The following is a 13184-nucleotide window of genomic DNA, read 5'->3' as shown; positions in this document are numbered from 1 at the left end:
TTTAACGCAACTTTAAACCGCCCAGATGTGATCCGCCGCACACCGTCCACTTGCAAAGGCCCACTGAAAGTTGTAGCCGCCGAGTTCGCCAGTAACGTCGACGACCTCCCCGACAAAATAGAGCCCCCGTACGCCTCTGCTCTCACATGAATAAGGTTTCAGCGCACTGCAGGCGACACCGCCCTTGCTCACCTCCGCTTTCGTAAACCCGAAGGTCCCGGCCGGGGCGAACGTATAGGTGCTCAATGTTTTGAGCATTACTTTTTCTTCTGCTGTCACTGTACTGCAGGGCTTATCCGCCACCCCGAGCATATCGAGAAACGCTGTTACAAAACGTTTCGGCAGCGGAATAGCAGTGGCAATTTTTTTGTTCCCACCCCGTTTCAACACCTCTTCGACAGAAAGGCCGTCTAGGAAATCGATCGTGATCGTCCCCTTCTCCCAGTAGAGCGACGCGGACAGGACGGCCGGACCGCTGATGCCACGGTGGGCAAAAAGCATATCCTCCCTGAGACGTTTTTCGCTGACATGTATCGTCACCGGAAAACTGATTCCAGTCAACGCCTTCATCCAGAACTGCTCTTTTTGCAGTGTCATCCCCGCCAAGGCCGGACGGAAAGGCACCGTCTCGATCCCGAAACTTTCAGCGATCTTCAGGCCAATGTCCGTCGCGCCCACGGAAGCGTAACTGACCCCTCCCGTGGCGACGATCACGTTGCGTGCCTTGAGTGTCGTTTTATCCGTCGTAACGATAAAGCCATTTTCCTTCTGCCGGACCGTCTCGATTCTGTGTCCGAGGAAGAAGCGGACCCCTTCGGCGGATTTGATCAGGATATCGATGAGTTCCTGGGCACTGCGGGGGCAGAAATAGTAACGTGCTTTGCGGACAACAGGCTCACAGCCCCGCATCCGCACCCATTTCAGCAATGCATGCTCGTCAAAACGTTTGAGAACACTCCTTACCAGTGTCTCATCTCCGAGATAGTTGTTTTCGGAGACCGAAACATTGGTAAGGTTGCACTTCCCGCCCCCGCTGATGCGGATTTTCGCCCCGGGTTTCGCATTGCCCTCAACGACACAAACAGAGAGACCGCCCCGTTCGCTCAGGCGTGCCGCGGCCATCAGACCCGCCGCGCCGCTGCCGAGAATGGCTACATCAAACTCCACGCGTCCCCTTTCGGTATAATTGCGTAATTATAATAAAGGGCATGGGGAAAACCGCTGTGCCCTCTCACAGGCAAAGCATGAGTACAAAAAAACTGCATATCGTCTCGTTGGGGTGTACGAAGAACCTCGTCGACACCGAAGTCATGATGGGACGGCTCCAATCGTATGAACTGACGCCCGAAAGCGAAGACGCCGACGTCATCATCGTCAATACCTGCGGCTTCATCGACGCGGCAAAGGAGGAGTCCCTCAATACGGTCCTGAGCCTCGATGCCTCCCGCAAGGAGCACTCGGTCCTTGTCATGGCCGGCTGCCTCAGCGAACGCTACAAAGAGGAGCTGAGCAAGGAGCTCAGCGAAGTGGACATCTTCACCGGCGTCGGCGACTACGACAAGATCGACGAACTCCTGGCCGCGAAACAGAGCCGCTTCAGCGAGGAGGTCTACCTCATCGACGGCGCCGAGCGTGTCGTCACCGGCTCGACCTACCATGCCTACATCAAACTCTCCGAGGGGTGCAACCAGAGCTGCTCCTTCTGCGCCATCCCCTCCTTTAAAGGCAAGCTCCACTCCCGTACCCTGGAGAGCATCGCCGCCGAAGTCGAAGGGCTCGTCAAAAAGGGGTACTACGACTTCAGTTTCATCTCCCAGGACTCAAGCTCCTTCCTGCGCGACCAAGGGTTCAAAGACGGGCTTATTCAGCTCATCAAGCGCATTGAACTGATCGAAGGGGTTAAGAGTGCACGCATTCTCTACCTCTATCCAACGACGACATCGATGAAACTGCTGGAGACAATCGCGAAGTCAACGACCTTCCACAACTACTTCGACATGCCGATCCAGCATATCGACGACGCTATGCTCAAAATTATGAAACGCGGTGCCGGTCGGGAACAGACGCAGATGCTGCTCGATTACATGCGCAAGCTGCCGGAGAGTTTCGTACGGACCAGCTTCATCGTCGGCCACCCCGGCGAAACGGATGAAAGCTTCCGGGCAATGTGTGATTATGCCCGCGATTTCGGGTTTGACCGGATCAATGTTTTCGCCTACTCCGATGAGGAGGGCACAAGTGCCTATGAGCGTACGGACAAGGTCGATGCGGAGACGATTGCGGAACGCGCCGAGATCCTGGGCGCCATCGCCGAAGAGGCCAAGCTTGTCTCCCTCCAGAAGATGGTCGGCCGCGAGATCGTTCTCGTTATCGACGGCGAGAGCGACGAACACGAGTACCTCCTCAGCGCCCGCGACCTGCGCTGGGCCCCCGAGATCGACGGCGAGATCTACGTCAACGACAACGCCCTCGACGAAGCACTCTCTTTCGGCGTACCTTACCGCGCCAAGATCACTGAGCTTGTCGGGGAGACACTGACGGCAACCGTTACGGGCCATGCTTGAGGCACAGACCCTCGAACATTTAAAAGCAGGGAAGAATCTGCTGGCCTTCTCCGCCGGCATCGATTCCACGGCCCTATTCTACCTGCTGCTGAACGAAAAGATCCCTTTCGATATCGCCCATGTCAACTACCATTCGCGTGCACAGAGCGATACGGAAGCCGCCCATGCCCTTGCCCTCGCGGAAGAGTACGGTAAGGCATGCTACGTCCATGACGCCGAAACGATCCGGGAAAACTTCGAGGCGGAAGCCCGCCGTATCCGCTACGCCTTCTTTGACACACTGATCACAGAGCACGGCTATACTGTCCTACTGACGGCACACCAACTCGATGACCGGCTGGAGTGGCTGCTGATGCAGCTGTGCAAGGGGGCCGGACTGCCCGAGCTGCTGGGGATGGCCCCGGTTACGCAGCGTGAGGGGTACCGGCTGGTCCGCCCTTTGCTGAGTACCACTAAAAACGATCTGCAATCCTGGCTTGACAGGCAAGGCTACCGCTACTTTGAAGACAGTTCCAACGGTAACCCGCGCTACAAACGCAACCGCTTCCGGGAACAGCATGCGGGACCGCTGCTGGAGCAATACCGCAGCGGAATTCAAAACTCGCTGGCATTTCTCAGCCGCGATGCAGCGGCCCTACCGCCGCTGCCCCTTCCCGCCATCGAGGCGGAAATACTGATGTATACCGGGCAGCAGGAACGTGCGGCACTGATGCGCGCCGTCGACCGTTGGCTGAAACAGAGAGGGTACCTGCTCCGCCAGGGGGAAAAAGAGCGGATGATGACCGAAAACGATCTGGTCATCGGACGCCGTTACGCACTGAGCATCACACCGCAATGTACATTGGTGACGCCGCTGACAGCGCGAACGATGCCGAAAGATTTCCGTGAGGAGTGCCGAGTGCTGGGGATCGGCGCAAACGTCCGCCCCTACCTCTGTACGAACGAGGAATACTTTAACGCCGTAAAGAGAGAGCTGGCTGCGGCAAAGGGCGAAGCGCGAACGTAACCTGTACCGCCCCGTGATCGGCCTGCATGGAAACAGAAGGCCCGACCTTTAAAACCCACGGAGCCGTATCAAGGCTGCCGATCAGCGTATAAAATGCCATCGGAGTTTTCACCCGCGCCGCGATCTCAAAGCCTCCGTCCGTTGCCGTGACGCTCACTGGGGCATCGCCCAGTACCGTTGCAACCCACCCCTGAAGCTGTGCGGCATCAATACTGTTCTCGAAACGCTCCGAAAGCCGGGTATCTTCCGCAGCCAGTTGCTCTTTTGCTTCATAAAGACGGTCATATTCCATCTGAAGCCTGTCGCTGTGCTCCACCGCACGCTGGACGTCATCCTGGAGTTGCAGGTAAGCTTTCGCCTCCGGGATCAGCACACCTATCGTCACGCCGAGGATCAGGAAAATGACCGCGAAAAGCGAAAGGGTCAATTCAAAGCTCGTACTCTGGCGTCTCAGTATCACTGCAACCCTCCCGTCACGTTAAACCGGAGAGTAAACCTGCCGGATTTCTCCGAGGCGGAGGCCAAAACATAGCGCCCCGACAAGCCCCGCTCGAGGTCCGCCTTCAGCGCATCGAAACGGCGGCATGTTCCTTCGAAAAGGATCCGCTTCTCATCATACGCGAAACGCGACAGCACCGCGTCATCGGGAATACGGTCAAGCAGATCATAAAGCTGATCCGCGAGGAGCTTGTCCATGGCCACGATCTGCTGCCACGCCTCTTTTTTCTTCGTGAACTGCGCCTGCTGGGCTTGCAGCTGCGTCGTCTGCAACAGGATCGTCCCCTGGGCGTGCTGCTCTTTCTGTGCCGCAGTACGCAGTTCCCCGTTCATCAGGTGCAGGGCCGCCGATGCCGCCAGCAGGAGCCCGATCAGGAGAGCCCCGCCGATCCACACCCGGCGGACAGCGGCTGTAAAGGGGCTTTTGACCGCCTGATCAATAAAACTATAATCCATAGCCGTTCTCCTTCATACACGTTTGGGCGCAAAGCGCGGCGGCATCGACCATGCGGTTCTGCGCCTCGACCAGCAACGTCTCTTCCAATGCTGCTGCAAGTTCCTCTCCCGACCCGGTGGCGTCGAGGATATAAACGGCCTCGACAAATTCCCCGCGGCAGCACGGTTTGCCGTAGTAGGTATCAAGCGTCGTCGTGATTTTCTCCACCATCGGGGCCGCGGAACCGTTCCCGTCACAGCGATACTGCTCCGCAAAACGCAAATGGCTCTCTTTGACAACCGCAAGGCTCATCCCCCCGGGCGTAATCAGCACATAAAGCGCGTGCGCGCCCGCCATTATCGATTCGAAATAGGCATGCAGCACGGCAAAGGGGGTGTAAATGGCATCGGGTGCCAGATCCGCATATCCCGCCTGGATACCGTAAAGCACCTCTTCGTCGCAGTAATTCATCCACTCTTCATCGATGCAGAGCGTCCGGCTTCGCTCGACGATCGGCGCCATCTCCTTCGCCTTGGAGAGTGAACAGGTCGGCAAAGCACCGCACCGTTCATGATCGGTCAGCACAGCGATATAGTTATAGGGGGTACGATCGACCGCCTCTTGCAAAAAGGCGATTGCCTCTTCGTCCAGACCGGCGAAGAATACCCGCTGCCGCACCTGAACCTCCCCGCGTCTCGTCTGCGTCACGACACCGACCTGCAGGGTATCGTCATGCGCATAGAGGCCGATGAAGACCTTGTCATAAAAGCGGGCGAGAAAATCAGCCAATGCCATCGGTCTCCTTGCACAGCGGATGGGCGGTCCGATAATGCTTCATTTTTAGGGCACTGCCCAGTTTTGTATAGATCTGCGTCGTTGCCATCGACGCATGGCCCAGCAGTTCGCTCACGTCCGCGATCCGAGCATCATGGTTGAGCAGTTCGGTCGCATAGGCATGGCGGAGCTGATGCGGTGTCACCTTCAGGCCGACCCGCGCAAAGGCCCTGTTAACGAGATATCTTAAACTATTTTCGCTTAAACGCCTGCCGTTACACTCGCAAAGGAAAGTTCGTGGAGAACACGTTTGCCGGTGGGCCGCTATCGCCTCAGAGGCGGCAGGCGGCAGCGGAACATCACGGACCTTGTCTCCCTTTCCACGGATGCGCACCCACTCCCGGCCGATCTGATCGAGGCTTAAGCCATGAAGTTCCGAAAGGCGCAGCCCGAGGGTATAGAGCAGGGTCACCACGAGCCGTTCCTCCGGTTCAGCAACCGCAAGAGCTTCCATGATATGTGCGTGGGAGACGGGTTTGGGAAGGGTTTTGGGGACTTTGATGCTTTCGTCCGCGCGGAGTTCCACCGCCAGTCCCTGTTTTTTCAGGTAGGCGACGTAGCTGCGCCAGGCGCTGAGCTTCTTCGCGATCGTCCTGGGCTTCTGCGAAGCGATCATCAACCGGTAGGGCATCAGGTCGACGACCGAAATGCCTGACTCTTCCACCACTTCGACCCGGGGGAGCGCCTCCCGCAGCGCCTCGTCGTAACTCTTGACCGTCAGATCCGAATAGCCCCGGATATCCAACAGATAGTCAAGAAAGTCAAGTCGGTTTTGGACGAGGTCGACTTTGGTCATTTTTTCTACTCCAGTGCGTGTTCCATCAGTTTCGATTTTACCACGTCTTTGGCCGCGTCCAATTCCAGCCCTTTCAGATCGATCGGCTCGGAAGCGTAAAACGCCAACCGGCTGAAAGGTTTCGGAACGACGAAGCGGTCCCAGCTCTTCAGACGCCAGCAGCGGCTCGGCACGCAGTTGAAAACAATCACCTTCGCCCCGGTCTTCTGTGCCATGGCAACGATCCCGTCCGCTACTTCATAGCGCGGCCCGCGGGGGCCGTCGGGGGTGATGCCGATATCCGTCCCCGCTTTGAGGGTGCGCATCGCCGCGATCAGCACCTTCGCGGCCTTGCGGTTGGAAGAGCCGTGGATGGTGCCCAGGCGGAAAAAGCGCATTACCTGCGCGATGATCCGACCGTCAAAATGGTCCGAGATCATGACGTTGGCATTGGGGATCTTGCGGAAATGGTAGTAGAGGTAGGGCATCAGCAGCAGGTCCCCGTGCCAGAAGGCGAAGATGACGGGGTCCTCCGGCACATGCTGCGGAAGGTTGAACTGTTTTTTGGAGGTGTGGTAGATGAGACGGATCAGCAGGGCGCCGATCGGCGGGAGGAGCCAGAGGCCCAGCTTCTGAAGCAGCGCCTTCTTGAACGACTGTCGCTTCGTTTTTGCCGCCATCTTATTCGCCGACCAGCTCCCCTACCTGGCCCATGCGGTAGGTCTGGGTAATGCGGACATCCGCGAACTGCCCCAGCAGCTCCTCGCTGCCTTTGACTTTGATAAGAATGTTGTTGTCACTGCGCCCGGCCACATAGCCGTCACTGCGCAGCTCTTCAAAATAGACGGTGAAAGTTCTGCCCAGATACGCTTTGCACTTTTCGTCCAGCATCGCGTCATGCATGCTCTGCAGGCGCATCAGGCGCTCCGAGGCAACCTCCGGGTCGACCGTTTCGCTGTACTCCGCCGCCTCGGTTAGGGGACGGGGCGAGTATTTGAAACTGAACATCTGTTCAAAGGAAGATTGGCGAACAACGTCCATCGTCTCTTCGAAATCCGCCTCGCTCTCCCCGGGGAAAGCGACGATGACGTCGGTACTGATGCTCACATCGGGTACCATCGTGCGAAGCTTCTCAATGCGGTTGAGGAACCACTCCTTGGTATAGCCGCGCTTCATCGCCTTGAGAATGGGTGTCGAGCCGCTCTGCAGCGGAACGTGAATGGACTTGCAGATCTTCGGGTTCGAAGCGAACTCCCCGATAAACTCGTCATCCATGTGAAAAGGGTGCGGGGAGGTAAAGCGGATACGCTCGATCCCCTCGACGGCACTGACGCGGCGCAGCAGCTCGGTGAAGTTGATCTTCTCATGCTCACCTGAAAAACGGCGGCCATAGTTGTTGACGTTCTGCCCCAGCAGGAATATCTCTTTGGCACCGGTTGCCGCCGCTTTCTCCGCCTCTTTGACGATCAGGTCGGCGGGAATGGAGATCTCGTCGCCCCGGGTCTTTGGCACGATACAGAAGGTACACTGTTTGTCACAGCCAATGGAGATATTGATGAAAGCCTTCCACGGCGAACTGCGGAACTCGCTGAAAGCGAACTGGGACTCGTCGTAATCAATTTCCGTTTCGACGGCCTTGTCGCGGTGCAGCACATCGGTGATCTTGGAGACGTTACGCGCCCCCAGGACGAAATTAACGTAAGGGGCCTTTTTAATGATCTCTTCGCCGAGGTGCGAGGCTGTGCAGCCGCAAACGCCTATCTTCGCATCGGCCTTTTTCTTTTTGTTGAACGCGCCCAGTTCGGAGAAGAGTTTGTGCACCGGCTTTTCGCGGACGGAACAGGTATTGATCAGGATCAGGTCCGCCTCTTCGGCCGTGTCGCACAGCGCATAATCCTCTTTTTGGGAGAGTTCGGCAATCATATGTTCGCTGTCGCGGACGTTCATGGCACAGCCGAGGGTTTCGATAAACAGTTTTTTCACGGGAATGCTTTGGGTGCCCGGGAGGGCTTAGAGGATATGCACTTCGTACATATATTCGTTATCGGCAAGGCCGAAACGTACTTCGCGCATATAAACGCTTTTACCTTCGTTCTCGAAGTGTTCCTGCAGAGCCAGCAGGTCCTTGTGCGAGTTTTCACGGTCAAAGTAAAGGATCACAGAACCCTCTTTTTCGACCATTCCCTCGATCTTATCGACATCAACTTTCTTCGGTTTCTTATCGGTGTGACTGCGAGCGATTTTAAGCTCCATACTCATCCTTTCTCCCGCCTCATATCAGCGCTATTAATATTGACGCGATTATAGCCCGCGTTTGATTAAGCATGCATTAAGTTGTATGCTTAGTGGCAACTTTAGTGTTTTTTGGGTATAATACTACCCTTCTATAAAAAACAATCACACCTCATTTTTTTATGGAACGACTAGCGAATACACACAGGGATAGTTATGGAAAATATTCTGGACATTATTGAATCGATCGCACACGAAAAAGGGCTCTCCTCCGAAAACGTGAAAGAGGCGGTCAAAGCGGCATTTATCCAGACGGCCAAGCGCCTGGTCAACCCGGAGTTCGCCTATGATGCGGAAATCGATCCTGAGACAAAAAGCATCCGCGTCTACCAGACCATTACCGTTGTGGAAGATGACGACGAACGCCTTGAAGGCGAAGAGGCCGCCGCCTACATCGGGCTGACCCGTGCCAAAGCCGAGGTCGACCCCGACGTCGAAGTCGGCGACGAGTTCCAGATCGAGCACGACATCGAATCCCACGGCCGTACCGCGGCCGCAACACTGTTCCGCGAAATCGAGTTCCATATCCAGCGCATGGTCGAGAACGAGCTGTACAACAAGTACAAAGAGAAGATCGGCACCATTGTCTCCGGACGCGTTACCCGCGTTGACGGCAAGCAAAACACCTACATCGAAATGGAAGAGGTGAAGGCCGTTCTTCCGATGAAGAGCCGTATCAAGGGCGAGCACTTCAAAGTCGGCGACGTCGTCAATGCCGTTGTCCGCCGCGTCAATATCGACAAAGTGAACGGCATCTCCATCGAGCTGTCGCGCACCTCTCCGAAATTCCTCGAAGAGCTGCTCCGCCTCGAAGTACCCGAGATCAACGACAAGCTCGTCATCGTCGAAAAGTGCGCACGTATCCCGGGCGAACGTGCCAAGATCGCCCTGCTCTCGACCCACCCACAGGTTGACCCGGTCGGCGCGACCGTCGGTGTCAAAGGGGTTCGTATCAACGCCGTCAGTGACGAACTGCTGGGGGAAAACATCGACTGTGTCGAATACACCTCCGTTCCTGAACTCTTTATCGCCCGTGCGATGAGCCCGGCGATCATCAGCTCCGTTACGATCGAAGGCGACCCGGAGGATGAAGAGAGCGAAGCAAAAGCCATCGTCACCCTGCCGAGCGACCAGAAATCCAAAGCGATCGGCAAAAGCGGTATCAACATCCGCCTGGCCTCCATGCTCACCGGCTACGCCATCGAGCTCGTCGAGCAGGGTGGGACCACCACCGAAGAAGGTATGCCTGCCGAAGAGAAAAAAGAGGACCTCTCCTCCCTTGAAGCGCTGTTCGGCGAATAAGGCACTTCGTGCCTGTCGACCGACGATATAACATCCTTTACAGCGTATTTACTACCAATTTAATATCAGCGTAACCCTCAGACCGTCAATCATTCACTGCTACAAGCCTTCGACGCCGTTAACTCCGATCTCCAGACACAAACCCTTGCCACTTTTTTAAAAAAAGTAGCACAAAAATCGTCGTTTCGCGAATCGCTCATCCCTCCCGGCTTTGTGCCTCCGGGATGGCTTTCAATGAACGCTCAATGACAAATGCAATTTGACTTAATGCGCTTCAGCGCGCCGAAGCTCACAACGCTCATTCGGCGCAACCATCACGCTTACCCCCGCTTCGCGTAGGGGTTCAGCTTCAGCAGGAGCATATCCGCCAGCATGTTCCCCAGCAGCGTCAGAAACGCCGTGATCATCAGAATCCCCATAATAACGGGATAGTCCCGGCTAAGTGCGCTCAAGTAGAAGAGCTGTCCCATCCCCTCGATCCCGAAGATCTGCTCCAGAATAACACTACCACCGATGAGCCCGGGCAATGAGAGCCCCAAAAGCGTAATGACGGGTGGCATCAGGTTCGGCAAAATGTAACGCCGGAAGAGCGTCCGTTCCGGCAGGTCTCTTGCCTTTGCGAAGAAGTAGTAGTCGCTTTTGAGGATCTCCAGCGTCAGAGAGCGGACGTAGACCGTCATAGATCCCAGGGCCAGGAAGACCATGACGAATACGGGGAGGATCAGGTGCCACGCCGTATCAAGCCAGTAGGCCACCCCCTCTTCCGGTCCGCCGATGCTGTGCAGTCCCGTGATCGGCAGCCACTCCAGCTCGACGCTGAAGAGCAGGATCATCAGCAGCGCCAGGTAGAACGATGGCATCGCGAACGAGACCAAAGAAAGCTGCCGGATGGCGTGGTCGGCTTTCTGCTCGAAACGCATCGCCGCCTTGATGCCCATCCAGAGCGACAGGGCGAAGACGAGCAGCAAGGAGACGATATTGATCCCCAGTGTGATCGGAAGACGCTTCATGATCTCGGCGGTCACGTCCTGCCCGCTGACAAAGGAGATGCCGAAATCGAGCTGCGTCATGTTGACGATCCAGTCCGCATACTGCTGCCAGAGCGGCTTATCAAGTCCATAAACGGCTTTGAGGCGATCGATAGCCTCTGCGGACATGTTCGGGTTGAGTTCACCGCCGCTTAGAAAACTGTTGGGAGCAGCATGGATGGCCAAAAAAGAGATGATCGTAATGAGCAGGAGCATCAGCAGCAGGTAACCTGCTTTGCGCAAGAGTAGGTTCAAAGCGTGTACTTTTTGTTGGGTTGAAAAATTATAGCGGGAAAAGAAAAAAGAAAAGAAAGGGTTCCGCCCGGAGGCGGAAGAAGAACTTCCTGAATTAGAAGTTCAGTGTCAGGTAAGCCTGAACAGTGTTGTAAGCGTCGCCATTGTTTTGGTCGTCCGCAGTTGTGTTGATGTATACAAGTGTAGCATCAAGAGCACCCAGCAGTGTAGTACCTGCAGAGAGAGTCAGTTCGCTCATGTCAACATCGCCACCGTAGAAGAAGTCGTTGTTGGTTGACGTGCTTGTATAGAACGCACCGAGATCGAATCCGCTAAGTGCAGCTGTCGCAGTCACGTTGAAAGCAGTTGTATCCGGGCGAGTAACATACCCGTAGTTCCACCATGCTTCTGTGTACAGTTTAGACTGAGCATAACGAATATCTGTTGCAGTATTGAAACCTGCACCAACGATACCGTTGTCATCGCTTACAGAAGAGTAAGAGCCTTTGACTGTGAACGCATCAGTTGAATAACCGAGCATTGCAGCATAAACGGTATTCGCATCCAGGGTAGTAAGGTCGCCTGTATCTGTACTGTTGTACTGACCGCCGAGCAGGATGCCTTCCATGTTCAGGTCAGCCTGGATCCAGTAAGCCTGTGCCATGCGCGTAACGTCATAGTACCACGCCTGAACCGTCAGCGGCTTGAACGAGTTGTTGACGATAGCGAATGCGTATGCACCGTCTGTACCGTAAGTTGCAAAACCACCATCTGCATTTACAACACCGCCTGTTGCCAGTCCAAGCTGATAAACGTTACTTGTATTTACACCAGGGCCGAAGAGCGGGCTGTCACCGTACCACTCAGTACCGTTACCGTTACCGACGTATGCAGCGACCAGTGTTGTATCCGGGAGGTCTTGGTTAAGAAGAACTGCCGCTTCAAAGGTGTTCTGCTCGATAGACCAAGTTTCCGTGAACGCCATCGGAGTATCGAGTGCCATACGACCGACTTTTGCAGTTGTGTGACCAAGTGTGATCGCCGCCCATGCTTCGCTGAACCAGCTAGCGTTTTCAACTTTAGCACCGCCAAGAGCAGAACCATAGTTATTGCCGTTACCAGCTACAGCAGTGTGAGAACCTGCCCAAACGTTGGAAACGAAGTTGTTTTCGAGTCCGAGGCTTGAAATAGCCGTATAAGTAGCACCGGCAGAAACGATCGGCAGCAGATCAGCACTAACGCTCAGGTGAAGCGCAGCATCTGCAGCAGAAGAGTCTTTATCGAAAAGAGCACCACTCGGATCAGATGCAACCGCATCGTAACCTTTACCATCAGCATCCCATGTGCTATAGAAAACCTGAGCGTCACCGCTGATCTTAACATTGTCAACCGCAAACGCACTAACACCCATCAGCATAGCTGCTGCCAGGCTCATTTTGACTAACTTCATTCATTCTCCTTCAAGTTAAGCTTGACCTATGTTTAAGTTTCGTCGCCGTCCATTCTAACACACAAATCTTAAAAAATTCTGTAATTCAAAAGAAATTTTCATACCCCCCAAAGCCCCTGTACAGCGGGCTTGATAGCTTTGTGATAATATTAAAAAAGACTATCATTCTCCCAAAGCTTCGATTATGTTTAATATAACTATACTATGCAAGAAAACTCAAAGGTAACAAGTATGAAACTTTTTGTGCCCATTATATTGACAGGTTGTATCCTTCATGTATCGGCAGGTGCCACTGACATAGACACTAGCTCTCCCTCGCAGAACACTCAACTCAATGCCATTACCCCCTCCGGGAAGATCGACCCTGAAAAAAAAGGCTTTCTCCAGCGTGCCTATGAAGAAGAGGACGAGACAGCTGCGCCGTCCGATACCGAGCCGGAGTCGGCTGCCGAACTGGAGAGCTCGCCGGTCAATACTACTGATCCGGAAAAAGTCAATGGTAATACGGCTCCTCTGATGGATACGAATGCTACGGCAAAAGTAACCACTGCTGGAGAATCGGAAGAGAAGACGGAGGAAGAAGCCGACTCTGAATCTGATTTCCGTAAATGGTTCACACTACAATACTATTATGACAAATGGGACCGCTACCTTGATGAGAAAGAAAAAAGACGTACGAAACCGTTGCACTCTGACAAACTCAATGAAATGCCGGTCATAGGAAAATGAATTAGGATGGGTTGGCACCGTAGAGGGCACCTTCTA

Annotated in this window: 14 protein-coding genes; 4 read left to right on the top strand and 10 right to left on the bottom strand. The window is 54.9% G+C overall.

What is annotated here, in order from left to right; genetic code table 11:
- Nucleotides 1-12: 12 nt before the first annotated feature.
- On the bottom strand, nt 13-1167 hold the full coding sequence (locus tag LOH54_RS03020; RefSeq protein WP_231020317.1) for a BaiN/RdsA family NAD(P)/FAD-dependent oxidoreductase: 1155 nt from the start codon (nt 1165-1167) through the stop codon (nt 13-15).
- A 77-nt stretch (nt 1168-1244) separates the two neighbouring features.
- On the opposite strand from LOH54_RS03020, the gene rimO reads away from it, so the two are divergent.
- Together rimO and tilS are read left to right on the top strand one after the other, a co-directional pair.
- Nucleotides 1245-2564: a 30S ribosomal protein S12 methylthiotransferase RimO gene (gene rimO / locus LOH54_RS03015; protein WP_231020316.1), complete on the top strand. Its 1320-nt coding sequence runs from the start codon at nt 1245-1247 to the stop codon at nt 2562-2564.
- Entirely contained in the window at nt 2557-3570 is a 1014-nt protein-coding gene (gene tilS, locus LOH54_RS03010) for a tRNA lysidine(34) synthetase TilS (RefSeq protein WP_231020315.1), read from the top strand. The genes rimO and tilS overlap by 8 nt, the downstream gene beginning before the upstream one ends.
- Here the strand turns inward: tilS and LOH54_RS03005 are convergent.
- Genes LOH54_RS03005 through LOH54_RS02975 form a run of 7 tightly spaced genes read right to left on the bottom strand, consistent with a single transcriptional unit; the run spans nt 3518 to nt 8366 of the window.
- Nucleotides 3518-4030, bottom strand: a complete 513-nt coding sequence (locus tag LOH54_RS03005) for a cell division protein ZapB (RefSeq protein ID WP_231020314.1) — start codon at nt 4028-4030, stop codon at nt 3518-3520. The two genes, tilS and LOH54_RS03005, sit on opposite strands and share 53 nt — an antisense overlap.
- Nucleotides 4027-4524, bottom strand: coding sequence for a hypothetical protein (locus tag LOH54_RS03000; protein ID WP_231020313.1), 498 nt, complete (start codon nt 4522-4524; stop codon nt 4027-4029). Before LOH54_RS03000 ends, LOH54_RS03005 begins: the two co-directional genes overlap by 4 nt.
- Complete coding sequence (locus tag LOH54_RS02995) at nt 4514-5299, bottom strand: DUF8569 domain-containing protein (protein WP_231020312.1); 786 nt, start codon at nt 5297-5299, stop codon at nt 4514-4516. The genes LOH54_RS03000 and LOH54_RS02995 overlap by 11 nt, the downstream gene beginning before the upstream one ends.
- Complete coding sequence (locus LOH54_RS02990) at nt 5286-6134, bottom strand: tyrosine-type recombinase/integrase (RefSeq protein ID WP_231020311.1); 849 nt, start codon at nt 6132-6134, stop codon at nt 5286-5288. The genes LOH54_RS02995 and LOH54_RS02990 overlap by 14 nt, the downstream gene beginning before the upstream one ends.
- Nucleotides 6135-6139: 5 nt before the next feature.
- Nucleotides 6140-6793, bottom strand: a complete 654-nt coding sequence (locus LOH54_RS02985; RefSeq protein ID WP_231020310.1) for a lysophospholipid acyltransferase family protein — start codon at nt 6791-6793, stop codon at nt 6140-6142.
- Nucleotide 6794: 1 nt separating this feature from the next.
- Entirely contained in the window at nt 6795-8096 is a 1302-nt protein-coding gene (gene miaB, locus LOH54_RS02980) for a tRNA (N6-isopentenyl adenosine(37)-C2)-methylthiotransferase MiaB (RefSeq protein ID WP_255707433.1), read from the bottom strand.
- Between the two features lie 27 nt (nt 8097-8123).
- The gene (locus tag LOH54_RS02975; RefSeq protein WP_231020309.1) at nt 8124-8366 is read right to left on the bottom strand and encodes an HP0268 family nuclease; all 243 of its coding nucleotides are present in this window, start codon (nt 8364-8366) and stop codon (nt 8124-8126) included.
- A gap of 195 nt (nt 8367-8561) precedes the next feature.
- On the opposite strand from LOH54_RS02975, the gene nusA reads away from it, so the two are divergent.
- A complete protein-coding gene (nusA, locus tag LOH54_RS02970) occupies nt 8562-9707 on the top strand; it encodes a transcription termination factor NusA (protein ID WP_231020308.1) in 1146 nt (381 codons plus the stop codon).
- 320 nt (nt 9708-10027) lie between these two features.
- Here nusA and LOH54_RS02965 read toward each other — a convergent pair whose 3' ends face one another.
- Nucleotides 10028-10990, bottom strand: a complete 963-nt coding sequence (locus tag LOH54_RS02965; RefSeq protein ID WP_231020307.1) for an ABC transporter permease — start codon at nt 10988-10990, stop codon at nt 10028-10030.
- Nucleotides 10991-11084: 94 nt separating this feature from the next.
- Nucleotides 11085-12419 (bottom strand): hypothetical protein, encoded by a 1335-nt coding sequence (locus tag LOH54_RS02960; RefSeq protein WP_231020306.1) that lies wholly within the window; start codon nt 12417-12419, stop codon nt 11085-11087.
- Nucleotides 12420-12650: 231 nt separating this feature from the next.
- Between LOH54_RS02960 and LOH54_RS02955 the strand changes: the two genes are divergently transcribed.
- On the top strand, nt 12651-13148 hold the full coding sequence (locus LOH54_RS02955; protein ID WP_231020305.1) for a hypothetical protein: 498 nt from the start codon (nt 12651-12653) through the stop codon (nt 13146-13148).
- Nucleotides 13149-13184 lie beyond the last annotated feature (36 nt).

It is taken from the genome of Sulfurimonas sp. HSL-3221 (assembly GCF_021044585.1).
Lineage (GTDB): Bacteria > Campylobacterota > Campylobacteria > Campylobacterales > Sulfurimonadaceae > Thiomicrolovo > Thiomicrolovo sulfuroxydans.
This window is presented reverse-complemented; position numbering and strand designations above follow the sequence as displayed.

Coding starts and splice junctions, on each gene's coding strand:
- rimO (WP_231020316.1), top strand. CDS start 1,245: ATGAGTACAAAAAAACTGCATATCGTCTCGTTGGGGTGTACGAAGAAC.
- tilS (WP_231020315.1), top strand. CDS start 2,557: ATGCTTGAGGCACAGACCCTCGAACATTTAAAAGCAGGGAAGAATCTG.
- LOH54_RS03000 (WP_231020313.1), bottom strand. CDS start 4,524: ATGGATTATAGTTTTATTGATCAGGCGGTCAAAAGCCCCTTTACAGCC.
- LOH54_RS02995 (WP_231020312.1), bottom strand. CDS start 5,299: ATGGCATTGGCTGATTTTCTCGCCCGCTTTTATGACAAGGTCTTCATC.
- LOH54_RS02990 (WP_231020311.1), bottom strand. CDS start 6,134: ATGACCAAAGTCGACCTCGTCCAAAACCGACTTGACTTTCTTGACTAT.
- LOH54_RS02985 (WP_231020310.1), bottom strand. CDS start 6,793: ATGGCGGCAAAAACGAAGCGACAGTCGTTCAAGAAGGCGCTGCTTCAG.
- LOH54_RS02975 (WP_231020309.1), bottom strand. CDS start 8,366: ATGGAGCTTAAAATCGCTCGCAGTCACACCGATAAGAAACCGAAGAAA.
- nusA (WP_231020308.1), top strand. CDS start 8,562: ATGGAAAATATTCTGGACATTATTGAATCGATCGCACACGAAAAAGGG.
- LOH54_RS02960 (WP_231020306.1), bottom strand. CDS start 12,419: ATGAAGTTAGTCAAAATGAGCCTGGCAGCAGCTATGCTGATGGGTGTT.
- LOH54_RS02955 (WP_231020305.1), top strand. CDS start 12,651: ATGAAACTTTTTGTGCCCATTATATTGACAGGTTGTATCCTTCATGTA.